We start from the raw sequence: 23,369 nt of genomic DNA, 5'->3' as shown, positions 1-23,369 counted from the left end.
GAACGCGGGCGCGGACAAGTCGGCCAATGCGGGTCGTTCGCGCTCGGCCGGCGCGAACCCGCGCCCACCTGTCGCCGACGACGACATCCCACCGCCCGACTACCCCGACCTACCCGACGATCCCGGCCCGGCCGACTATCCGCCGCACGACTCGGAGCCGCCCGGGAACAGCGCCGTGACCAGCAGGGGCCGGGACCAGGAAGGGGTTGTCCCCGCCTCCACGCCGGAGGAGGAGCAGGAGATGATGGCCGCCGCGGCCGATCCGGTCGCACCCGGCGACCGGCGCGACCCCGACGAAGTCGCCCTGGAATTGCTGAAGAGTGAGCTGGGTGCCACACGGTTGGATGGTTGACAACCACTGTTCCGACGACGTTAAGTTAACCGGAGTTCGCACATCACGGTAGTATGAACGGGTAGCCGTGAGCTTCGGAACGACGACGTTCTATGGTATGCCCAGGCGTACGGGCGACCGGGACGTGCGTCCGCTGTTGCGTACCTGGTTTTGTACAGCGTTAGGAACGGTCGGCCACAGGGCCGGTCGGCGAGGTCAGCCGCAGCCATGCCGCAGACGCGGTGTCGCCGCACACCAGCGCTCGGACGGACGAAGGTCCGGCCGCCGCACCGTAAGGAAGGAACACTCCGATATGACCACAGAGGCCTACATTTACGAGGCCATCCGCACTCCGCGCGGCCGCGGCAAGAAGAACGGCTCGCTGCACTCGGTCAAGCCGATCGACTTGACTGTTGGTCTGATCCAGGAGCTGCGCGGCCGCTTCCCGAACCTCGACGAGGACCGGATCTCCGACCTGATCCTCGGCGTGGTCATGCCGGTCGGCGACCAGGGCGCCGACATCGCCCGCACCGCGGTCACCGCGGCCCGCCTGCCCGACACCGTCGGCGGCGTCCAGATCAACCGCTTCTGCGCCTCCGGCCTGGAGGCGGTCAACATGGCCGCCCAGAAGGTCCGCTCCGGCTTCGACGACCTGGTGCTGGCCGGTGGCGTCGAGTCCATGTCGCGTGTTCCGATGGGCTCCGACGGCGGCGCCTGGGCGATGGACCCCGCCACCAGCTACGACACCTACTTCGTCCCGCAGGGCGTGTCCGCCGACCTGATCGCCACCATCGAGGGCTTCACCCGCGACGACGTGGACGCCTACGCGGCGCGCTCGCAGGAACTGGCCGCCGCGGCGTGGACCGGCGGTTACTTCGCCAAGTCGGTCGTTCCGGTCAAGGACCAGAACGGCATCGTCGTGCTGGACCGCGACGAGCACATGCGTCCCGGCACCACCGCCGAGGACCTGGCCAAGCTGCAGCCTTCGTTCGCCGTTATCGGTGAGATGGGTGGCTTCGACGCGGTGGCACTGCAGAAGTTCCACTTCGTGGAGAAGATCAACCACGTGCACCACGGCGGCAACAGCTCCGGCATCGTCGACGGCGCCGCCATCGTGCTGGTCGGTACTGAAGAGGCGGGCAAGGCGTCCGGCCTGACCCCGCGTGCGCGCATCGTCGCGACCGCCACCAGTGGCGCGGACTCCACCATCATGCTCACCGGTCCGACCCCGGCCGCCAAGAAGGCGCTGGCCAAGGCGGGCCTGACCCTGGACGACATCGACCTGGTCGAGATCAACGAGGCGTTCGCCTCCGTGGTGCTGAAGTTCCAGAAGGACCTGAACATCCCGGACGAGAAGCTGAACGTCAACGGTGGCGCGATCGCCATGGGCCACCCGCTGGGTGCGACCGGCGCGATGATCACCGGCACCATGGTCGACGAGCTGGAGCGCCGGGGCGGCCGGTACGCGCTGGTCACCCTGTGCATCGGCGGCGGCATGGGCGTGGCCACCATCATCGAGCGGGTCTGATCCCCAACCGACAGCTATTCAACTAGGAGACACAAGGCTGTGAGCGAAACCAACATGATCGGTTGGGAGCAGGATTCGGACGGCATCGTCGTGCTGACGATGGACGACCCGAACCAGGGCGCCAACACGATGAACGAGCTGTACAAGAAGTCGATGACCGCGACGGTCGATCGGCTCGAGGCGGAGAAGGACAACATCACCGGTGTTGTCGTCACCTCCGCGAAGAAGACCTTCTTCGCCGGTGGCGACCTGAAGAACATGATGAAGGTCGGCCCGGACGACGCCCAGGCCCTGATGGACGAGCTCGGCGAGATCAAGGGCGCGCTGCGGCGCCTGGAGCAGCTGGGCAAGCCGGTGGTCGCGGCCATCAACGGCGCCGCGCTCGGCGGCGGCCTGGAGATCGCGCTGGCCACCCACCACCGCATCGCGGCGGACGTGCCCGGTTCGCAGATCGGTCTGCCGGAGGCCACCCTCGGCCTGCTGCCCGCGGGCGGCGGCGTCATCCGCACCGTGCGCATGCTGGGCCTGCAGAACGCCCTGATGCAGGTGCTGCTGCAGGGCCAGCGCAACAAGCCGGCCAAGGCCAAGGAGATCGGCCTGATCGACGAGCTGGTCGGTTCGGTCGAGGAGCTGCTCCCGGCGGCCAAGGCGTGGATCAAGGCCAACCCCGAGGGCGGCGTGCAGCCCTGGGACAAGAAGGGCTTCAAGATCCCCGGCGGCACCCCGTCCTCGCCCGCTTTCGCGGCGAATCTGCCCGCGTTCCCGGCCAACCTGCGCAAGCAGATCAAGGGTGCGAACATGCCTGCGCCGCGCGCCATCATGTCGGCCGCGGTGGAGGGCTCGCAGGTCGACATCGACAACGCGTCGCTGATCGAGTCGCGCTACTTCGTGCACCTGCTCACCGGCCCGGTCGCGAAGAACATGATCCAGGCGTTCTTCTTCGACCTGCAGACGATCAACAACGGCGGTTCGCGTCCGAAGGACGTGCCGAAGCAGGAGATCAAGAAGATCGGCGTGCTCGGCGCGGGCATGATGGGCGCAGGCATCGCCTACGTCTCCGCCAAGGCCGGCTACCAGGTCGTGCTGAAGGACGTCTCGATCGAGGCGGCCGAGCGCGGCAAGAACTACTCCGAGAAGATCGAGGCCAAGGCCCTCTCCCGCGGCAAGACCACCGAGGAGAAGTCGAAGGCGCTGCTGGACCGGATCACGCCGACCGCGGACGCGGCCGACTTCGCCGGCGTCGACTTCGTCGTCGAGGCCGTCTTCGAGAACACCGAGCTGAAGCACAAGGTGTTCCAGGAGATCGAGGACATCGTCACCCCCGACGCGCTGCTCGGCTCGAACACCTCCACCCTGCCGATCACCGGTCTCGCGACCGGCGTGAAGCGCCAGGAGGACTTCATCGGCATCCACTTCTTCTCGCCGGTCGACAAGATGCCGCTGGTGGAGATCATCAAGGGTGAGAAGACCTCGGACGAGGCGCTGGCCCGGGTGTTCGACTACACCCTCGCGATCAAGAAGACGCCGATCGTGGTCAACGACAGCCGCGGCTTCTTCACCTCGCGTGTGATCGGCACCTTCGTCAACGAGGCGATTGCCATGCTCAGCGAGGGCATCGAGCCCGCGACCATCGAGCAGGCCGGTCTGCAGGCGGGCTACCCGGCCGCGCCGCTGCAGCTGTCGGACGAGCTGAACATGAAGCTCATGCAGAAGATCGCCAAGGAGACCCAGGAGGCCGCCGCGGCCGGTGACACCACCATGGGCGTCAAGCGGCACCCGGCGCAGGATGTCATCGACTACATGGTGGCCGAGGGTCGTCCGGGCCGCCTGGAGAAGGCGGGCTTCTACGAGTACGACGAGAACGGCAAGCGCACCGGTCTGTGGGCCGGCCTGCGCGACCACTTCAAGACCACGGCGGACTTCACCGTCCCGCTGCAGGATCTGATCGACCGCATGCTGTTCGCGGAGGCGATCGAGACCCAGAAGTGTTTCGACGAGGGCGTGCTGACCTCGACCGCCGACGCCAACATCGGCTCGATCTTCGGCATCGGTTTCCCGGCCTGGACCGGTGGTGTGCACCAGTTCATCGTCGGTTACCCGGGCGGCCAGGAGGCCTTCGTGGCCCGCGCCGACTACCTCGCCAAGACCTACGGCGAGCGCTTCGAGGTTCCGGCCTCGCTGCGTAAGTAGTCTCCGCACCGAACGAACGACAAAGCCCGCCATCGCTTTCCGCGATGGCGGGCTTTCGTTCGCGCGGATAAGTTACAAGCCGTGCCCAAACGCAGTCATCGCATCCTGATCGCCAGTTGTGCTCTCGCGCTCGTACCTGCACCGATCGCCGGCGCCGATCCGGCGGCGAGTCCGTCGGTGCGGCTGCTCGGAGAACAGGCGATCGCGCACGATCTGGACTTCGAGGGCACCACCGTGGGCGGGCTGTCCGGGATCGACTATCTGGAACGCACCGGCGAGTACCTGCTGATCAGCGACGACCGGTCGAACAAGAACCCCGCGCGGTACTACACCGCGCGCATCGGGGTCGGTGAGCACGGGGTTGGTCCGGTGGCGTTCACCGGAACGCGTCCGCTGTCGACCTCGACAGGCGCCGCCTACGCGCCGAATTCGGTGGATCCGGAGGAGATCCGGGTCGATCCGTGGACCGGCGACTACTACTGGACGCAGGAGGGCGAACGGTTCGACACCGTCCTCGCGGACCCGTCGGTGCGCATCGCGCATCCCGACGGCTCGTATGCGGGCGAGTTGCCGATACCGGACAACGAACGGATGCGCCCCGACTCCGGCCCCAGGCAGAACCAGGTGCTGGAGGGCGCGACCTTCGCCGCAGGCGGCGCGTTGTTCCTGACCTCGACGGAGGGGCCGCTGCTGCAGGACGGCCCGATGGCGACCGCGATCAGTGGCGCGGTTGCCCGGATCACCGTCCAGGCACGCTCCGGACAGCTGCTCGCCCAGTTCGCCTATCCGATGGAGCGGGTGCACGCCCAGGCGCGGCCCGAACCGGGGCGCGGCGGGACCGGGATCGCCTCGATCCTGGCCGCCGATCCGCTGGATCCGGCCAAACTTCTTGTGCTGGAACGCTCCTTCGTCCCGGGCGTGGGCAACAAGATCCGCGTCTTCGAGGCCGATCTCGGCGTCGCGACCAATATCCTCGACGCTCCGATCGGCGCCGCACGCCCGGTGGCCAAGCGGCTGGTCGTCGACCTCGACGACGTCGGGCTTTCCACCGTCGACAACGTCGAAGGCATGACCTGGGGTCCCCGCCTGCCTTCGGGGGCTCGAACCCTGGTGCTGGTCAGCGACAACAATTTCGACGGTGATCAGGTCACCCAGGTCATCGGGTTGGCCGTCGGCTAGCGGGTGAACGCGCCGGTGGGCCGGGCCCAGCGCGCGGAGCACGTACCGGCCCTTCAGTCGGTCGATCCGCCGTGTCGTCGGGGCCGCGGTGCGCCTGGTTCGTCCCGGCACTACTCGTCTCGGCGTGTTCGCGTCGCGGCCGCTAGGCGGGGTTGTCCTCGGGTATTGACACGAGCTCCGCGATGCATCGTTGCTTCTTCAACATAAGTGCGGCGGACTCCGTGGCCTGTTCGCCGGACCTCTCGCGGACACCTGATTGGCCGACTCCTACTTGGGTACCCGTTCGCGGGACCGGATATGGCCGGGCGGCTGGCAAGGCGACATCCGAGAAGGTGAGCGCCCGTCGGATGCCGGCTGGCAAATCGTCGGCGTTTTCAGAACACCAAGCGCCAGAACGTGAGCCTGCGGCCGAGCGCTGAGCGGCGCGAAACGCCCGGGCCGACGACACGCTCCATCCGGTGCGGAAACACCTCCCGCGTGGTCTCCCGCCGCGCTACGTTGGAGTAAGCGCAGACATATCGGACACCACGGTGTCCGGCTTCGGCGCGAAGTTGGCCGCCGGTGACGCCGATTCGATGTGGGATCGAGGTGATCACATGAATCCACAGACGCGTTCTGGCCGGGTGGACGCGGAATCGTCTGCGGCCGAATCGGATACGCAGCGTCAGGCGCCCATCGACATCGGCGACGAGCTGGAGGCGATGGGCCTGTCCGGCGCGGTGGAGATCGGTCGCGGCGGGTTCGGGGTGGTCTACCGCTGCATCCAGACGCGACTGGACCGGGTGGTCGCGGTGAAGGTGCTCTCCTCGGAGATCGACCAGGAGAGCCGGGAGCGCTTCCTGCGCGAAGAACAAGCCATGGGCAGGCTGTCCGGTCATCCGAACATCGTCGACATCCTCCAGGTGGACGTTACCGCCACCGGTATGCCGCTGATCGTCATGCCGTACTGCACACACGGGTCGCTGGAACGGCTCATTCGGGATCAGGGCCCGCTGACCTGGTCGGACTCGCTGCGCGCCGGGGTGAAGCTGGCGGGTGCGATCGAGAGCGCGCACCGGGCCCATATCCTGCACCGGGACGTGAAACCGGCCAACGTCCTGCTCAGCGGCTACGGCGAACCGCAGCTGACCGATTTCGGCATCGCCCGCATTCCGGGCGGCTTCCGTACCTCGAGCAGCATGATCACCGGCTCACCCGCGTTCACCGCGCCCGAAGTGCTCAAAGGCGACGAGCCGACCGTCCGCTCCGATATCTACGGCCTCGGATCGACGTTGTTCGCGCTGCTCACCGGACATGCCGCCTTCGAGCGTCAGGCGGGCGAGCGGGTCGTCGCCCAGTTCCTGCGGATCACCACGCAGCCCGTGCCCGACCTGCGCGAACAGGACATTCCGCCGGACCTGGCCGCAGTCATCGAACACGCCATGTCCCCCGATCCGCGCGATCGCCCGGTCAGCGCGTACGAATTCGGCGAAATGCTGCGCACGGTGCAGCGCGACCACGATCAGTTGCCCGATGAGATGGCGCTGCTGGACACCACGCCCGAACAGCAGCCCACTGCCTCCACCGACGTCGGCGAGCCCACCGCGGTGTGGACCGGTACCCAACCCGCGGTCACCGCGCGGCGCAGCTGGCCGCTGACGCTGCGGCCCGCCGTCTCGCAGCACCCCGGTACGCCGGGGGCGATCACGATGCCGCCAACGGCGGTAACCAAATTCCGTCCGCCGACGCCTACGCGCGCCCCGGTGCCACGGCCGCGTCTGCTGGACATCCTGCGTGCGGGTGGACGGCGCAGGCTGGCGGTGATCCACGGGCCCGCGGGCTTCGGCAAGAGCACGCTGGCCGCGCAGTGGCGCGCCGAACTCGCCGAGAGCGACGCCGCGGTGGCCTGGATCGGCATCGACCGCGACGACGACAACGAGATCTGGTTCCTGGCACACCTGATCCAGGCGATCCGCCGCGTGCGTCCGGACGTCGGCAATGGCCTGGAGCAGATGCTCGAGGAGCGGCCCGCCGACGCGGCCGCGTTCGTGCTCCCCACCCTCATCGATGAGATCCATGCCGCGGGCCAGACGATCGTGGTGATCGTCGAGGACTGGCATCGGATCACCGACGCAGGCGCGCATCGGGCGATGGAGGCGCTGTTGGACAATGGTTGTCACCATCTGCGATTCGTGGTGACCAGCCGGGAGCAGTCCGGACTGCCGACCGGCCGCATGCGCGTGCAGGACGAACTGGTCGAGATCGGCTCGGCCGCACTGCGCCTGACCGAGACGGAGACCAGGCAGATCCTGGTGGAGCGCAACGGGTTCGCACTCACGCCCGAGCAGGTCACCGAGATCCACACGGCCACCGACGGCTGGCCCGCCGCCATCCAGCTGGTCGGCCTGTCGCTGCGTGGCAACACCGACCCCACACAGCTGATCGCGACGCTGTCGGAGGGCGACCACGGCATCCGGGAGTACCTCGCCGAGAATGTGCTGGACACGCTGGAACCGAGGATGCTCGAGTTCCTGATGTCGATCGCGGTGACCGAGCGGGTGAGCGGCTCGCTCGCCGCGGCGCTGTCCGACGACCCGGACGCCGACCAGCTGCTCGAGCAGGCTGAACAGCGCGAGCTGTTCCTGCGGCGGATCGAGCACGATCCGGACTGGTTCCGGTTGCAGCCGCTGTTCGCCGAGCATTTGCGGACCCGGCTCGAACGGGTTCACCCCGGCAAGTCGAAGGCGTTGCATCGCAAGGCTTCTCGCTGGTACGCCGAGCACCAGCTGCTGCGCAAGTCGGTGGACCACGCGCTGGCCGCCACCGATCTGAAGATGGCGCTGGACCTGCTGGAGAGCGGCGGCATGGACCTGATCGACGGTTCCCGCCTGGCCACGCTGCTCGGCAGCGTGTCGAAGCTGCCGATGCAGCAGGTGGCTTCCCGTTCGAAGCTGCTCATGGCGGTGGCCAGGGCGAATGTCAACCTGCAGCAGTCCGGCGCGGCGCGCAACGCGCTGGGCAGGCTCTCGAACATCCTGGCTCGCGGCTCATCCAGTGACGACGACGTGCGCGTGCAGCGCTGCCAGGCCGTGGTGCTTGCCGCGGCGGACCAGATCGCGCGCGACCACACCGAAGGCGTGCTGGACCGGGTCGCCGACTGTCTGCGACACCCGGACGAACTGCCGCCGTGGACGGTCTCGACCGCGGCCAACCTCACCACCTTCGTGCGGCTGTGCGAATTCGATTTCGAGGGCGCCAGGAAGATCCAGGAATGGGCCGAGGAATACCACGAGCGTTCGAAGGACCCGCTCGGCATGGTCTTCGGCCGGTGCGGCCAGGGCGCTGCCGCCTATGAGCAGCTCGACGTCGCGACCGCCACCAGGTGCTTCCAGCAGGCATGGGAGGCGGCGCGGGAGCGCGCGGGTCCGCGCTCGCACGCGGTGCGCGTCGCCGCCGCGCTGCTCGGCGAGTTGAGTTATCGCCGGGGCGATCTGGGCAGCGCCGACCCGCTGCTGGACGAGAGTCACGAGCTGGTCACCCGGATCGGCCCGGTGGACTTCCTGATCTCGACGTTCGTCGTCGGCGCACGGGTCAAGGCGGTCCGGGGCGACCTGTACACCGCGGCCACCCGGCTGGACGAGGGCGCCCGCATCGCGGTCGACAATCGACTCACCAGGTTGAGCGCGCACATCCGTGCCGAACGGCTGCGGCTCGGTCTGCCGCCGGATGCCGCGGACCGCCGCTATACCGATATCGCCGAGTCCACGCCGCTGCAGGCGGGCCACCGGCTGACCGGTGCGGCCCGGCTCGCCGCCGAGGCCGAGGAGCTGGCCGCGATCCGCGCGCTGCTCGCCGAACACCGCCTCGGCTCCGATGACCGGGCGGTGCGCCGCGCCCGCGCACTGTACGATCACATGCTCGAAAAGCACCGTCCCCGTGCGCAACTGGACGCCGCGCTGCTGCTCGCGGAATGCCTGGCCACCTCAGGTTGGGTCGGCGAGGCCACCAACCTGCTGCTGCCCGCCGTCGCTACCTGCGCCGAGCTCGGCTGGACCAGGCCGTTGCTGGACGCGGGCCCCGGTGTGGTCGGCATCCTGCGCGTGCTGCGCGCCGATCTGCCCCCGTCGGGACAGGTCGCGGACACCGAACTGCCCGCCCCGTTCCTGGACGAACTCCTGGACGAGGCGGGCAGTCAGGCATATTGATCAGGGCTGCCACCACGGACGCAGCGGCACGGTCCAGTCGCCGTCGGCGGGCAGTTTGACGCCGAGCACTTGGTGCAGCTGAACCACATTGCGCTGGAAGCCGAGCCGACAGCCCGCCATGTACAGGCCCCACACCTTCGCGGTGCCCTCGCCGACTTCCGCGACGCAAGCGTCCCAGTTGGCGACCAGGTTCTTGCACCATTCCTGCAGGGTCAGCGCGTAGTGCTCGCGCAGGTTCTCCTCGTGCAGCACCTCGAGTCCGATGTTCTGGATCTCGGAGATGATCCGGCCGGAACCGATCAGTTCGCCGTCCGGGAACACGTAGCGGTCGATGAAATCGCCCGCCTTGGTGGTGCGGGTGTTGTCCGGGCGAGTGATGCAGTGGTTCAGGAACAGGCCGCCGTCGCGCAGCTTGCTCTTGATGTAGTCGAAGTAGAACGGGTAGTTGTGCACGCCGATGTGCTCGGTGAGACCGATCGAGGACACCGCGTCGAATTCGCCTTCGGGCACGTCGCGGTAGTCACAGTGGCGCACCTCGGCCAGGTCGGCCAGACCGTCCTCGGCGATCTTCTTCCGCGCCCAGTCGGCCTGCTCGGCCGACAGCGTTGCGCCGATGACCTTGACGCCGCGCTTGGCGGCGTAGCGCACCATGCCGCCCCACCCGCAGCCGATGTCGAGCAGCCGGTCGCCTTCCTTCAAACGCAATTTCTCGAAGACCAGGCGGTATTTGTTCTCCTGCGCCTGTTCCAGCGACCAGTTCTCGTCACCGTAGACCGCGCAGGTGTAGGTCATGGACGGGCCGAGCACGTACTCGTAGAAGGCATTCGAGACGTCGTAGTGGTGGTGGATGGCTTCGGCGTCCCTGGCCTTGGAGTGCAGCAGGCCCTCGAAGGCGATGCGACGCCAGCGCGGCAATGTCTCCTGCGGCGGCGGGGCAACCGGCTTGAGCCGCTCCCAGCCCAGCGAGCGCGCGATGGTCACCAGGGCCAGCGCGGACGGACGGCGAAACTTCAGCCCGTCTATCGCCCGCAGGATTTCGTACGGATCGCCGGGGTGTACGCCGCTGGCGGTCATGTCGCCTGCGATGTAGGCGCGGGCCATCCCCAGGTCGCCGGGCGCGGTCGCCAGATAGTTGATGCCGCGCGGCGTCTTGATGTCCAGCGCGAACTCCGAATTCTCCGGTCCCGCCGCGCTGCCGTCGTAGGCCGTCAGGCGGATCGGCACGTCGCCCTCGACGAGGGTCTCGAAGATCTCGGCAATGCTGAGCTTGGTTCCGAGGTCAGCGAAGACATCGGAACGGTCCCGGAATGTAGTCATCTGCGTTGCACCGCCTTCGAATACAAATCCAGCAAGCGCTGGTCTGGGTCGTAGCGTTTCTTCAGTTCGGTGTAGGTGCCGCCGCCGTACAGCGCGGCGAACTCATCTTTGTCGTAGAAGGAATCCGAGTACAGCGACTTATGTCCGTCGAACTCGGTCACCGTGCGCTCGATGGCGCGGTTGGCCGCTCCTTCTTCCTGCCCAGGGGCTGTGGGGACCGCCGACCAGAATCCGGCGTTCACGTAGGTTCGACGCGGCTCCAGGGGATACAGCGGCCACGTGCGGCCGCCCGCCTGGTTCTCGTCTCCGGTCTCGCGCAATCGCAGCGGGCACAGCCAGATCGGTTCGATCGGAATCTCGCGCAGAAACCATTCCACGAAGTCCGCGGTACGCTCCACCGGTACCTCGATGTCCTGCACCACCCGCTCACGTGGCGGATTGCCCTTGCGGGCTTCCAGCTTGTCGCCGATGTGGTACTTGTGGTCCAGCGCGACCAGCTTCCAGTAGAAGCTGCTGCGCCGGTAGCGTTTCGGCCAGAACCGGCGAATCCTGGGGTTCTGTGTGCCGAACGCGCGAGAGCACCAGAACCAGTCGGTGTCCCAGCGCCACAGATAGTCGTGGATGGTGAGGCGGTCGCGCTTGGGCGTGCTCGCGTCGTGCCGGATGGACTGGTAGTAGATGTCCATTCCGGTGTAATCGCTGGTCGGGCCCGGCTCGTCGGTCTGGCGGCCCAGTGTCAGGTAGCTCTCTTCGGCGGAGAACACGACGCCGTCCAGGTAGTCGACCCGCTCGCCGTCGAAAGCCCGCTCGGTCACGATCGTCGCCAGGGTTGTCTCCAGCTCGCGCAGATGGCGAAAACGCACGTGGCGCAGGGCGACGTAGGGCTGCACCTGCTCCAGCTCGATCTTCAGCCGAACGGTGTACCCCAGCGTGCCGTAGGAATTCGGGAAGCCGCGGAACAAATCGGCGTGCTCACCCTCCGGCGTCGCGGTGATGATCTCACCCGCTCCGGTCAGCACGTCCATCTCCAGCACCGACTCGTGCGGCAAACCGTTGCGGAACGAGGTGGACTCGATGCCGAGCCCGGTGACCGCTCCGCCCAGCGTGATCGTCTTGAGCTGCGGAACGACCAGCGGAGCCAGCCCGTACGGCAGGGTGGCGGCCACCAGCTCCTCGTAAGTGGTCATGCCGGCGACATCGGCGGTCCTGGCGACCGGGTCCACCGCGATTACCTCGGTCAGGCCGGAGACGTCCAGACCGGGCGCGGTGTTCTTTGCCCTGGCGCGGAATAGGTTCGAGGTTTTCTTGGCCAACCGGACGTTGGCGTGTTCGGGTATCGCGCGGTAACTCGCCAAGAGGCGGTCCACGCCCGCTCGATGCGCGGCAAATCCTGATTCGCGTGCGGCCGGACTGTGACCGGCCTTCCCCAACAGACTCACTGCCACTCCTCGACGCTAGTACGCACCGTGACCTACAGCCACCGGGAAAGGATCACCGTGGAAGAAATGTCACGGGAATGTTGCATCGGGAATACCACGCATTCTCCGTGACAGCCGCGTGCCGGGCCGATGTCCGATTCAGTGCGGCGGATACCCAGGTGGCGGGCCGGACTGCGGCGCCGGATGGCCCGGTTGGTGGCCGTGCTGGAGCATAACAAGGCGAGGCTGGACGGCGAACCCGCACGGACGCGAGGCAGGATAGGGAACGGTCGAGACACAGCACCCGGACAAGGAGCTCATTGTGGGACAGGTCAGCGCCAGCAGTTCGATCGTCGTTGCGGCGGATCCGCAGCGTGCACTCGAGGCAATCGCCGACTACGACTCGGTGCGTCCGCGCATTCTCTCCCCGCACTACCGCGACTACAAGGTGGTCGAAGGCGGCAAGGGAGCGGGCACCGTCGCGGAGTGGACGCTGCAGGCCACCGAGAAGCGCACGCGCAATGTGCACGCGGTCGTCTCGGTATCGGACTCGATTGTCACCGAGCGTGATTCGAATTCGACGATGGTGAACACCTGGACCGTCACCCCGGAGGGCGCCGGCGCGCGGGTCACGCTGCGCACCACCTGGCAGGGTGCCGGTGGCATCGCGGGCATCTTCGAGGGGATCTTCGCGCCGCTGGGCCTGAAGAAGATCCAGGCCGAGGTGCTCGGCAACCTGCAGCGCGAACTGGCCTGATCGCGCGGCCACGACAACGGCCCGGTACCGCGTTCGGTACCGGGCCGTTGTCGGCATCGCGCCGGTTCACTCGCCGCCGATATCGAAGAGATTGCCTTCCGGGTCGGCCAGTGTCGTCCACTTCGTGCCGTACATGTCGAAATCGCCTTTGTGCTCCGCGCCGAGGTCGATCGCGCGCCGCACTTGCTCGCTCCGGTCGGGCGCGTGCAGGTCCAGGTGGATCACGTTCTTGCCCGGGTTCTTGTCCGGCACCTTGATGAACATCAGCACCGGCGTGGCGCCTGCCGTCCGCCCGACGGTGGCGAACTCCGCGCTGGCCTCGGGGTCGACCGGCAGCTCCAGCAGCCTGGCCCAGAATTCGGCGAGCGCACCGGCATCGGCGCAATCGACGGTTACGTGGGCGATCGAGAGTGCCATGGATATCTCCTCGTTCACGGCTGGGCGATGGGCCAGCACACTTCGGTCCGGTAGGTGGTGGGATCGTCGGTTCGGTCCGGGCCCAACAGGTACATCTCCCGAATGGGCTCCGGCAGGGCGACGTCGTGTTCGGCGACATGACTGCCCAGCGCGCCGTAGGTGCGATCGAAATCGTTGAACGGACCGTCGTGCACCGCGACGGCGAAACGGCGCTCGGGCAGTTCGATGGCCGAAAGTCCTTGCGGCAGCACGATGCCGGTATCGGCGATCGGGACGAACGCGACGACCTCACCCTCGTCCTCTTCGAAGAACTCGGTGCCATACGTGGCACCGCTGGTACCCGCGGGTGCGATGCCTGCCGCGGCCAGTGCTTCGAATAGCGCCTGGAACGTCGAGCCGCACCACGCGCTGATGTGTTCGCGCGCCACCATTGCGCTGATGGCAGCGGCCGGAAAGGCCGCGACCGTGCGATGCTCCACCGCGATCGGCGCCGCGGGCGTCAGCAGCGAACGCAAGGACGCCACGACCGCGCGGGTGCGGATCAGCTCCTCCTCCATGCGCGTCAGATGTGCCCGCAGCGCGGCGTCGCGGGCGTTCTCGTCCGGCGCGGCGAGCACGGCGCGGATCTCCGGAAGCGGCATGTCCAATGCGCGCAAACGCCGGATCAGCTGCGCCTGCTGCACCTGGGCGGTCGAGTACCGCCGATAGCCCGAACCGGCGTCGATGCCGACCGGAGTGAGCAGGTCGATTTCGTGGTAGTAGCGCAAGGTCTTCACGCTGAGGTGGCTCAGCCTGGAGAACTCCCCGATCGGGACGGTCGCCGTCATGGCCTCAGCCAACACCCTCCAGTGACGGGAGGGTCAACCGCATCCTGCGCTACGCGAGGGCGAAGGTCAGCAGCAGAGTGGTCTGGAAGGCGCCGCGCCACCAGGAGTAGCCGAACCACACGCCCGGGGTGACCTCGCGGATTTCGTCGTACACCTGCGGCGACGGCGACGGTGTGTAGTTGAGCGCCCAGGTCGGGCCGCCGTCGGTCAGGGCAGGCGCGGCGTAGACGTCGGCCCGCCAGCCTTCGATCCCCGCGCCGGTGAGACGGTTCATCAGGTAACCGCCGTCCGGTCCGGTGTAGAAGGTCTTGCCGATCCAGAACGGGGGCGCGAGAGTCTGCATGATCGGCGGGCGGGTCACCCAGCCTGCCTTCACGCCCATCGGGACCGCGCCGAGCGGCGCGTCGCGGAAGATGGCGTCCTGCTGTTGCGGCGTGCAGCGAAACCGCAGCGAGGCGATGGTGGCCGCCTTGTCGTCCTGGTAGAGAACGCAGCCACCGCCGTAGTCGGCCACGGCAGGAACGGCTTCCGCATCGATGACTTCCGCGCCGAGCACCTCGGCATCGGCAGGAGCCGCGGGGTCGATGACTTCCGCGCCGGGGACGTCGGCATCGGCGAATACCGCCGGGCTCGCGGCGACGAGAAAGACGCCCGGAAGGCTCAACGTGAGCAGCACGCTGCCCAGGAAACGGTATGCCCTCATCACTGTCTCCAGACTCGCCGCATCGGTCGCCGCCCCAGTTCGATGCTGGGACGAGCTCGATCTCTCTCCACGGGAACTACCCAACCTGTTACCGGCAACGCTTCGAACACCTCGGACCATCGGGCCGCGCCGGACATCCGGTGCGGCAGGACTAGGCTGGCCGATGACACCTTCTCCAGAGAGGACCCTCCCGTGCAGCCAGGTGGCCAGTTCGATATGCAACAGTTACTCGCCCAGGCGCAGCAGATGCAGCAGGCGGTGATGGAAGCCCAAGCCGAGATCGCGGCGAGCGAAGTGGACGGCGCGGCGGGCGGCGGGCTGGTCAAGGTCACCATCAAGGCGACCGGTGAGGTGGTGTCGCTGACCATCGACCCGAAGGCCGTCGACCCCGACGACATCGAGACCTTGCAGGATCTGGTGATCGGCGCGGTGAACGACGCGATGGCGAACGCGCAGCGCCTCGCCGCGGAACGGCTCGGGCCGTTGTCCGGGGGTTTCGGCGGCGGTTCGCTGCCCGGTTTCTGAGCCGAGGTAGCAGTTGTACGAGGGTCCGGTCCAGGATCTGATCGACGAGTTGGGCAAGCTGCCCGGCGTCGGTCCGAAGAGCGCGCAGCGCATCGCCTTTCATCTGCTCCAGGTGGAGCCGCCGGAGATCGATCGGTTGCAGGCCGCACTGCAGAAGGTGCGCGACGGCGTGCGGTTCTGTGTGGTCTGCGGGACGGTCGCCGACGGCGAGCTGTGCCGCATCTGCGCCGACCCGCGGCGGGACCGCACCATGATCTGCGTGGTCGAAGAACCCAAGGACGTGCAGGCGATCGAGCGCACCAGGGAGTTCCGCGGCCGCTACCACGTGCTCGGCGGCGCGCTCGATCCGCTCAGCGGTGTGGGCCCCGATCAGCTGCGGATCCGGGAGTTGCTGGCGCGCATCGCGAATCAAGAGGACGGCGTCGACGTCACCGAGGTGATCATCGCGACCGATCCGAACACCGAGGGCGAGGCCACCGCCACCTATCTGGTCCGGATGCTGCGCGACTTTCCCGGCCTCAGCGTCACCCGACTGGCTTCGGGCCTGCCGATGGGCGGCGACCTGGAGTTCGCCGACGAGCTCACGCTCGGTCGCGCGCTGTCCGGGCGGCGCGCGCTGTAGCCGCTGAGCACGCTTCGCACGAGGGGGATTGCGCCGCGGCGAGCGTGGGTTACTGTGTCGGGGATGAGCATCGAATTCATGCTGACGACGCTCGTCATCGTCGCCACTCCCGGTACCGGCGTGCTGTTCACCCTCGCGGCTGGTCTGTCGCGAGGCGCCAAGGCCAGCGTGATCGCGGCCTTCGGCTGCACGCTCGGCATCGTTCCGCATCTGGTCGCGGCGATCACCGGCTTGGCCGCGGTGCTCAACGCCAGCGCGGTCGCGTTCCAGACGCTGAAATACCTCGGCGTCGCCTACCTGCTGTACATGGCGTGGACCACGTTCCGGGACAAGGGCGCGCTCGCAGTTCCGGAGCAGACCGAGCACGCCGCACCTTCGGCGCGCAAGGTGATCACCTCCGCGGTGCTGCTCAACATCCTCAACCCCAAGCTGACCATCTTCTTCTTCGCGTTCCTGCCCCAGTTCGTGCCCAGCGGCGCGCCGAACGCGTTGGCGCGCATGCTGGAACTGAGCGGCATTTTCATGCTCGCCACCTTCGTGGTGTTCGCGATCTACGGCGCCTGCGCGGCGGCGGTGCGCGACCAGGTCATCTCGCGCCCGGCCGTGGTGACGTGGATGCGCCGAGCCTTCGGCGCTTCATTCGTCGCCCTCGCAGGCCGTCTTGCCACCCAGAACCAATGATCGGGCTGCCACACGGAGCGGGATGCACACGCGGCGGTGGGCGGCTCAGAGTTCGATGCGAGACCAAGGGAGGCTGGGGAAGCGAGTCCGGTTGTCGTTGGCCCAGTCCCAGATGACGGCGGCTACCGTGGCGGGATCGGCGACGGTGGTGCCGAAGTGCTTGTCGGAGGAGCCGTCCCGGTATTCGAGGGTGTAGACCCCGGTGTTCTCGCGGTAGGTTTGGATATAGAACTGCTCGCCGCGCTCGACGACGAGGTACGGGTTCGGCGGGCTCAGCTCGGGAATCCACTGCTCGGCAAGCGCTTTGGTGAGATAGGGGAATTCGCCCGCGCCGCCGTGGGTGACGGTGGCCGGGATGTGCCCGGCGGGATCGATCAGCCAGGCCAGCTGCGGGTCGTACACGGCGTAGTTCAGTGGGGTCGCGAGCTCGAACAGCAGGTGGCGCACGAAGCCGATCGCGTCGTAGGGGCACGGTACGTACAGCGCCGCGCCGGTCGCGGCGCCGCCCACCGGGACAGTACTGAGAAAACTGTCCTCTTCGGGTAGCTCCGCGTTGCGTCTATTGAGCTCGGCCGCGATCTGCGCGACCACCCCGGTCTCGGGGATGCCTTGCTGGGTGGTCAGGTAGCCGTCGACCTGCGCGATCGACGACGCGACACCGGAAGGCAGCAACACGTGGTCATAGCTCACCTCGGCCAGGGTACGGAACTGCGAAAACCCGCCGACGGGTCGTGTCGCCTTCCATGCACCGGCAGCCGCCCGCGAGATCGCCGCAATCGATGACGAAGTCGTGCCGAGCATGGGCGGGATCGATGCACCGGTCGTCGGTGCATTCGGAAATCCGGCCCGCATGCACGATCAAGGTTCCGTGGCAGTGGTCGAACGCGGAATCGCAGGACGAACAATCTGTTGTGCGCACGTGACCTCCTGGAGAGATCGGAGTTGTCATTCGGTGATATCGGCGCCGCTTTGGGTGCGGCGAGACCATTGTGGCCCGCGTTGCCGCACTTTCTCGATCATTCAGCAATCATGTCGCAACTTTTTCTTTGTGGCGGGTCTCGTTGCATGACCTGTCTCTCCCTAGAGCTGTTACGTGCGAAAATGACAGCACAGTCCACCGATTCCGGTGCGCCGGGGCCGCTCGATGCACGTCAGATCGAAACGGTTGAGGATTTCCGGCGACTGTTTAGCATCCTTGATGGCGGAAGTGAGGTCGGCGCGGTGGCGGTGCGCGATGAGCCGCAGGAGACGGCGACCGGTGCGAATGCGCGCGAGCAATTCGCGCGTTACCGCGCCGAGGGTGTCGACACCGCCGCCTATGACGAATGCGGCAGGCCCACCGCGGGTTACTACGACGAATTGGTCGATGCCGAGGGCAAGGTGCGGCCGATGTGGCGGGAGCTGTCGGCCGATTTCGTGAACCTCGGCAGCGACGGACTCGACCGGCTGGACAGCCGGGTACGCAGGCTCGTCGACGATGACGGCATCACCTTTTTCGAGGCCGGCGCGTCGGCCGAAGGCACGGCTGGAAGCCCTTGGCGCCTCGACCCGATCCCCCTGCTGGTCTCCGCGGACGACTGGACCCGGCTGGAGGAGGGCCTGGAACAGCGTTCCCGAGTACTCGACGAGCTGCTCACCGACATCTACGGCCCGCGAAGGACGCTCAGCTCGGGACTGCTCGCGCCGGAAGTCGTGTTCGGCAACGGCGGTTACGTGCGAGCCGCGCACGGTATCACCGTGCCGGGGCGGCATCAGCTGTTCCTGCACGCCTGCGACCTCAGCCGCTGGAGCGACGGCCGGTTCCGGGTGATCGCCGACTGGGCGCAGGCGCCGTCCGGCGGTGGATATGCACTGGCCGATCGCAGAGTGGTGGCGACCGCGATCCCGGAGTCGTTCGAACACGCCAATCCGCGGCCGCTGACGCCCTTCGCCAGGGCGATGCGGGCGATGCTGATCGAGTCGGCGCAGGCCGACGACGACGAGCCGGTGATCGTGGTGCTGAGTCCTGGCGTGCACTCCGAGACCGCGTTCGATCAGGCGTATCTCGCCTCGACGCTGGGCTTTCCGCTGGTGGAAAGCGCGGATCTGGTGGTGCGCGACGGATCTTTGTGGATGCGGTCGCTCGGCACGCTGAAGCGGGTGGACGTGGTGCTGCGGCGGGTGGACGCCGAGTTCTCCGATCCGCTCGACCTGCGCCCGGATTCCCGGCTCGGCGTGGTTGGACTGGTCGAGGTGCTGCGGCGCGGGGCGGTGACCGTGGTGAACACACTGGGCAGCGGGCTGCTGGAGAATCCGGCGCTGGCCGGGTTCCTGCCTCGGCTCTCGCGCTCGCTGCTGGGGGAGGACCTATTGCTGGAGAGCGCGCCGTCGTATTGGGGTGGCGAGGACCGGGAGCGCGCACACCTGCTGGCGAATCTGGACACGCTGATCATCCGCTCGGCGGTCGACGGCGCCACGCTGTTCGGGCCCGAACTGAGCCGGGATCAGCGTGCCGACTTGATCGCGCGGATCGACGCGTGCGGATGGCAGTGGGTCGGCCAGGAACCGGCGCAGTTCTCCGTCGCGCCCGCTGTGCGGGATCGTGGTGGGCTCGCCGCGGCTCCGGTCGGTATGCGGCTGTTCTCGCTGGCCCGGCGCGGCGGCTACACCGTGATGTCCGGTGGTCTCGGCCAGGTGCGTGAGCGCATGTCGCCCGACCGTGCCGTGCTCGAGGTGGCCGCCAAGGACATCTGGGTGCGGGCCGCGCCGACGACCGCCGCCGCGGTCGGCACCGAGCCGCCGCGGGAGGAACGCGAACGGCCCACCGTCCCGGTCGTGGAAGCGATCAGTTCCCCGCGTGTCCTCAACGATCTGTTCTGGATGGGCCGCTACGGCGAACGCGCCGAGGCCGCCGCGCGCCTGCTGATCGCCACTCACGAGCGCTATCAGGAGTTCCGCTACCGTCCCTGGCTGGAGGGCGCGGACGCGCTGCCGGTCCTCCTGGCCGCCGTCGGCCGGACCACCGCCACCGCCGCGCCGACCGACGGGATGATCGGTCCACAGGCGAAAGAACTTGCGGTGCAGCAGGATTCGGCCTCGCGCGAGGGGCACGACTATCTCGTCGCGCTGACCATCGACCGCGAGCTGCCCGGGTCGCTGGCCTTCGCGGTCGACCGGTACGGCATCGCGGCGCGAGCCGTGCGCGACCAGCTGTCGGTGGACACCTGGATGATCCTCAGCGCGGTCGACCGAGCACTGGCCGACTACCGCGGAACGGCCGGAGATCAGGAGGCGGAGCTCTCGCAGGTGCATTCGCTGACCCTGGCCGGTCTGCTCGCGCTGTCCGGCATCGACGCGGAGTCGCTGGTGCGTGAACCCGGCTGGTACGTCATGGACATCGGCAAACGCATAGAGCGCGGGCTCACGCTGACCGCACTGTTGTCGGCCGCGCTGGTCCAGGAGTATCCGGAGGATACCGAGCGGGAGGTCACCGAATGGGTGCTGCGCGTCGCGGAGTCGTCGGTGAGCTACCGCCGCAGGCACCGGGATTCGGTGCGGATTGCCGCCGTCGCCGGGCTGCTGCTGTTCGACACCGGCAATCCACGATCGCTGGCGTATCAACTCGACCGCCTCGACGCCGATTTCCGCGCGCTGCCCGGCGCGGCGCGCTCGTCGCGCCCACGGCGGCTGCTCGCGGACGCCCAACGCCTGCTGCGGCGCCTTGACCCCGATGACCTCGAAGTCACCGACACGGACGATCGGCGCACCGAACTGGCCGAGCTCCTGGAGGGGGTGTATGTGCGGCTGGGCAAGCTGTCCGAATCATTCGAGACCACCACACTGTCGCTGCCGGTCGGCATCCAGCCGCTCTGGGGCAGCGCGCAGGTCGTCGGATGATCGTCGGCGGCGCGGCCCGGCGCTATCGGGTGGAGCACCGCACTACCTATTCGTATTCCGGGGAGGTCATCAGCTCGTATGGACGCGCGTTTCTGACGCCGCGTGACCTGCCTGGCCAACGGCTGCTGGCACATGACATCCACATCGAACCGGCGCCGTCGGACCGGTCGGTCGGCGCGGATGTGTACGGCAACACCACCTCCTTCTTCCACGTCACCACGCAGCATCGCGCCCTCGCCGTCACCGGTGCATCCCTGGTCGAGGTGGACGCGCCCGTTTGCGATCCGGCCGCCACCGCGCAGCTGTGGGAACTAGCGCGTCCTACCGGTGCGAATGGCCCGCTGGCCACGGAGTTCGCCCTCGACCTGCACCCGAGGGAGATCACTCCGGAGATCGTCGCGTACGCGGCCGAGTCCATGCAGCCGGGCAGGCCGCTGCTGGACGCGGTCGCCGAGTTGAACACCCGCATCTTCACCGATTTCACCTACATGTCCGGAGCCACGACGGTGTCGAGCAAGGTGGCCGACGTGTTCGCGGCCCGCGCGGGCGTCTGCCAGGACTTCGCGCGACTCGCCTGCGCCTGCCTGCGGTCGCACGGTCTGGCCGTTAGATACGTGTCCGGCTATCTGGCCACCGATCCGCCTCCGGGCAAGGAGCGGATGGTCGGGGCCGACGCCACCCACGCCTGGGCGTCGGTATGGCTGCCCGGCTCCGGCGAACCCGACCGCACCGGCCACTGGATCGACTTCGATCCCACCAACGACCAGTTCGGCGACGAGCGGTACGTCACGGTGGCGTGGGGCCGCGACTACGCCGACGTACCTCCGCTGCGCGGCATCATCTACACCGACGCGAAAGACAGCGCTATCGCCGTCTCCGTGGATGTTTCCGAGGTCGACGGGTGAGCACCGCGCGCACGGCTCGGCCCGCTGTCTGGCTGGTCACACACTCCGCTCTCGGCGTGCGCGCAGCGTGAACTGTGGAAGCATCGTAGGTAACCCGTAGTCGACCGTCCGGCGGCGCCACGGCCACCAGCCGGAGTTTCGGGGGGTAGACGCCGGAATGGGGACGAATGAACAGCGAGCACATGACCGACACGTGGGCAGCGGACGAGCTCGGATTCCGGCCGGACGTATCACACGAGCACCTGCGCAAGCTGGTGGCGCAGATCCGGGCGGAAGGTCTCCCGGATGCGCTGTGGCTGATCCTGCGGCCGTGGACCGCCGAACCACGGCGGTGGCACCCGGAGGTGTACGGCATCGATGTGCCCGAGGCCGAGACCGGCCCGTGGATCTGCGAGCTCAACGCGCCGGTCAGATGGCACGCGCTGATCGGTGGCCTGGAGTCGGTCGAGTGGGTGAACAGCCGTCCGACCACCGACGAGTTGGGCCGGGCCTGGGACAAGCTCGAAGCGGCCGGCCTGCGACCTTCGGTCTGCGTCAACCTCGGCCCGGCCGGGCACGAGGGCCGCTGGCAGGTGCAGGTCGTGTCGGTGTCCGCGCTCGGCAAGATCGACGACGACACCATGAGCGATGTCGGCGAGACCCTCGGTGGACGACTGGGGTACTGGTCGATGAACCCCGAGTGGATCTTGTGGCGAACCGATAACTGATTCTCGACCGCCCCCTTCGTTCAGGCGCGCAGGCGCTCGCGGCGGAGCTGGTCGACCTCCGGGAGGTCGAGGGGAGCCAGTTCGGTGACGCCGAGGGCGCGCATCAGCAGCAGGTCGGCGAGTTCGGGATTGCGGGCCAGCACGGGGCCGTGCATGTAGGTGCCGATCACCGAACCCTGGACGACGCCCTCCAGACCGTCGCCGACTCCGTTGCCGACCCCGCGGGACACCCGGGCCAAGCCGGTCGCGTCGCCGCCGAGTTTGGTTCCGCCGCGGTGGTTTTCGAAGCCGGTGAGGGCCGCGGTGAGCCCGTCGAGCAGCGGTGTGGTCGTCACCTCGCCGATGGCGCGCTTGGTCTGCGGCGACGTGGTGACGTCGATCATGCCGACGCCGTCCACCCGCTCGCCCGCCGACGTCTCATACCACTGGCCGAGCACCTGGATCGCCGCGCAGATCGCAAGCACCGGAGCGCCTTTCGCAGACGCCCGCTGCAAGCCGGGGTAGCGCTGCAGGTGCCGGGTGGCCAATCGCTGCGCGGAGTCCTCGGCGCCGCCGAGGGTGTAGATGTCCAGCGAATCGGGCACCGGGTCGGGCAGCGTGATATCGACGATCTCGGCGTCGTAGCCGCGCATACGCAGCCGCTGGCGCAGCACCAGCGCGTTGCCGCCGTCGCCGTAGGTTCCCATCACGTCCGGCAGAACCAGGCCGATGCGAATGGTCGATGCACTCATAGTGTGTCCTTTCTGGCCTGTGCGGAGCCCTCCGCGGTCACCCTCATGCCGTCCGCTGCTCGAGGTCGCGGTTGAGGTCGCGGAACGCGGTGTAGTTCGCCAGCACCTCGACGTGGCCCGCCGGGCAGGACGCGATCGCGCGCACCGGGTCCGGCACCGTGGTGTGCGCCACGCCCGCGTAGGTCAGCCGCACCGCGAGGTCCGTGGCGCGTTCGCCCGCCGCGACCACCTGCACGCCTTCGAAGTGCTCGAACCGCACGTCCCACAGCCAGGAGAGGTCTTCGCCGTCGGGCACCTGGCCGTTCACTGCGATCACCAGGCCCGCCGAGGCCGGGTCGATCATCGACAGCGCCTCCTGCCACCCGGCCGGGTTCTTCGCCAGCAGCAGCCGCGCGTCGTGCTCGCCGACCTGCACGGTGCGGTAGCGGCCCGCGATCTCGCGCACCGTGCCCGCGGCCGCGACAGCCTGCG

The 23,369-nt window shown here is 68.0% G+C and carries 19 protein-coding genes and 1 pseudogene; 12 read left to right on the top strand and 8 right to left on the bottom strand.

Features of this window, described 5'->3' with window-relative positions; translation table 11 throughout:
- The 5 genes and pseudogenes from NA4_RS41660 to NA4_RS30095 all read left to right on the top strand — a co-directional run.
- A pseudogene (locus NA4_RS41660) lies at positions 1-352 on the top strand (DNA polymerase III subunit gamma/tau); the annotation flags it as partial.
- A 292-nt stretch (positions 353-644) separates the two neighbouring features.
- Positions 645-1,859 (top strand): acetyl-CoA C-acetyltransferase, encoded by a 1,215-nt coding sequence (locus tag NA4_RS30110; protein ID WP_067477692.1) that lies wholly within the window; start codon positions 645-647, stop codon positions 1,857-1,859.
- Positions 1,860-1,898: 39 nt separating this feature from the next.
- Positions 1,899-4,049 carry a 3-hydroxyacyl-CoA dehydrogenase NAD-binding domain-containing protein gene (locus NA4_RS30105; RefSeq protein WP_067477689.1) on the top strand — a complete coding sequence of 717 codons (2,151 nt, stop codon included), beginning with the start codon at positions 1,899-1,901 and terminating at the stop codon, positions 4,047-4,049.
- 81 nt (positions 4,050-4,130) lie between these two features.
- Positions 4,131-5,228 (top strand): esterase-like activity of phytase family protein, encoded by a 1,098-nt coding sequence (locus tag NA4_RS30100; RefSeq protein ID WP_245671648.1) that lies wholly within the window; start codon positions 4,131-4,133, stop codon positions 5,226-5,228.
- A gap of 596 nt (positions 5,229-5,824) precedes the next feature.
- Positions 5,825-9,412 (top strand): serine/threonine-protein kinase, encoded by a 3,588-nt coding sequence (locus NA4_RS30095; protein ID WP_067477704.1) that lies wholly within the window; start codon positions 5,825-5,827, stop codon positions 9,410-9,412.
- Here the strand turns inward: NA4_RS30095 and NA4_RS30090 are convergent, their stop codons facing one another.
- Positions 9,413-10,729: a class I SAM-dependent methyltransferase gene (locus tag NA4_RS30090; RefSeq protein WP_067477686.1), complete on the bottom strand. Its 1,317-nt coding sequence runs from the start codon at positions 10,727-10,729 to the stop codon at positions 9,413-9,415.
- Positions 10,726-12,168 (bottom strand): FAD-binding oxidoreductase, encoded by a 1,443-nt coding sequence (locus tag NA4_RS30085; RefSeq protein ID WP_067477684.1) that lies wholly within the window; start codon positions 12,166-12,168, stop codon positions 10,726-10,728. Before NA4_RS30085 ends, NA4_RS30090 begins: the two co-directional genes overlap by 4 nt.
- A 301-nt stretch (positions 12,169-12,469) precedes the next feature.
- Between NA4_RS30085 and NA4_RS30080 the strand changes: the two genes are divergently transcribed.
- On the top strand, positions 12,470-12,904 hold the full coding sequence (locus tag NA4_RS30080; RefSeq protein WP_067477681.1) for an SRPBCC family protein: 435 nt from the start codon (positions 12,470-12,472) through the stop codon (positions 12,902-12,904).
- Between the two features lie 66 nt (positions 12,905-12,970).
- On the opposite strand, the gene NA4_RS30075 is transcribed toward NA4_RS30080, so the two are convergent.
- From NA4_RS30075 to NA4_RS30065, 3 genes are read right to left on the bottom strand one after another with little or no spacing between them, the layout of a single operon-like run.
- Positions 12,971-13,321: a VOC family protein gene (locus NA4_RS30075; protein ID WP_067477701.1), complete on the bottom strand. Its 351-nt coding sequence runs from the start codon at positions 13,319-13,321 to the stop codon at positions 12,971-12,973.
- 14 nt (positions 13,322-13,335) lie between these two features.
- Positions 13,336-14,148, bottom strand: a complete 813-nt coding sequence (locus NA4_RS30070) for a MerR family transcriptional regulator (RefSeq protein ID WP_067477675.1) — start codon at positions 14,146-14,148, stop codon at positions 13,336-13,338.
- Between the two features lie 49 nt (positions 14,149-14,197).
- Positions 14,198-14,851, bottom strand: a complete 654-nt coding sequence (locus tag NA4_RS30065) for a hypothetical protein (RefSeq protein WP_067477673.1) — start codon at positions 14,849-14,851, stop codon at positions 14,198-14,200.
- A gap of 192 nt (positions 14,852-15,043) precedes the next feature.
- Here NA4_RS30065 and NA4_RS30060 point away from each other — a divergent pair, with 192 nt between their 5' ends.
- The 3 genes from NA4_RS30060 to NA4_RS30050 all read left to right on the top strand — a co-directional run bounded on the left by NA4_RS30060 (position 15,044) and on the right by NA4_RS30050 (position 16,679).
- Positions 15,044-15,376, top strand: a complete 333-nt coding sequence (locus NA4_RS30060) for a YbaB/EbfC family nucleoid-associated protein (RefSeq protein WP_067477672.1) — start codon at positions 15,044-15,046, stop codon at positions 15,374-15,376.
- 13 nt (positions 15,377-15,389) lie between these two features.
- A complete protein-coding gene (gene recR / locus NA4_RS30055; protein WP_067477669.1) occupies positions 15,390-15,998 on the top strand; it encodes a recombination mediator RecR in 609 nt (202 codons plus the stop codon).
- Positions 15,999-16,061: 63 nt separating this feature from the next.
- Positions 16,062-16,679, top strand: coding sequence for a LysE family translocator (locus NA4_RS30050; RefSeq protein WP_067477666.1), 618 nt, complete (start codon positions 16,062-16,064; stop codon positions 16,677-16,679).
- A gap of 45 nt (positions 16,680-16,724) precedes the next feature.
- On the opposite strand, the gene NA4_RS30045 is transcribed toward NA4_RS30050, so the two are convergent.
- Entirely contained in the window at positions 16,725-17,369 is a 645-nt protein-coding gene (locus NA4_RS30045; protein ID WP_067477698.1) for a hypothetical protein, read from the bottom strand.
- Between the two features lie 411 nt (positions 17,370-17,780).
- On the opposite strand from NA4_RS30045, the gene NA4_RS30040 reads away from it, so the two are divergent.
- From NA4_RS30040 to NA4_RS30030, 3 genes are all read left to right on the top strand, one after another.
- Positions 17,781-20,555: a circularly permuted type 2 ATP-grasp protein gene (locus NA4_RS30040; RefSeq protein ID WP_084497578.1), complete on the top strand. Its 2,775-nt coding sequence runs from the start codon at positions 17,781-17,783 to the stop codon at positions 20,553-20,555.
- A complete protein-coding gene (locus NA4_RS30035) occupies positions 20,552-21,460 on the top strand; it encodes a transglutaminase family protein (protein ID WP_067477663.1) in 909 nt (302 codons plus the stop codon). The genes NA4_RS30040 and NA4_RS30035 overlap by 4 nt, the downstream gene beginning before the upstream one ends.
- Positions 21,461-21,642: 182 nt before the next feature.
- On the top strand, positions 21,643-22,167 hold the full coding sequence (locus NA4_RS30030; RefSeq protein ID WP_157129387.1) for a hypothetical protein: 525 nt from the start codon (positions 21,643-21,645) through the stop codon (positions 22,165-22,167).
- 20 nt (positions 22,168-22,187) lie between these two features.
- On the opposite strand, the gene NA4_RS30025 is transcribed toward NA4_RS30030, so the two are convergent.
- Positions 22,188-22,898, bottom strand: coding sequence for a type 1 glutamine amidotransferase (locus tag NA4_RS30025; protein WP_067477656.1), 711 nt, complete (start codon positions 22,896-22,898; stop codon positions 22,188-22,190).
- A gap of 43 nt (positions 22,899-22,941) precedes the next feature.
- A partial coding sequence (locus tag NA4_RS30020; RefSeq protein WP_157129386.1) for a DUF1727 domain-containing protein occupies positions 22,942-23,369 on the bottom strand: 428 nt, incomplete at its 5' end.

It is taken from the genome of Nocardia amamiensis NBRC 102102, from assembly GCF_001612745.1.
Lineage (GTDB): Bacteria > Actinomycetota > Actinomycetes > Mycobacteriales > Mycobacteriaceae > Nocardia > Nocardia amamiensis.
This window is presented reverse-complemented; position numbering and strand designations above follow the sequence as displayed.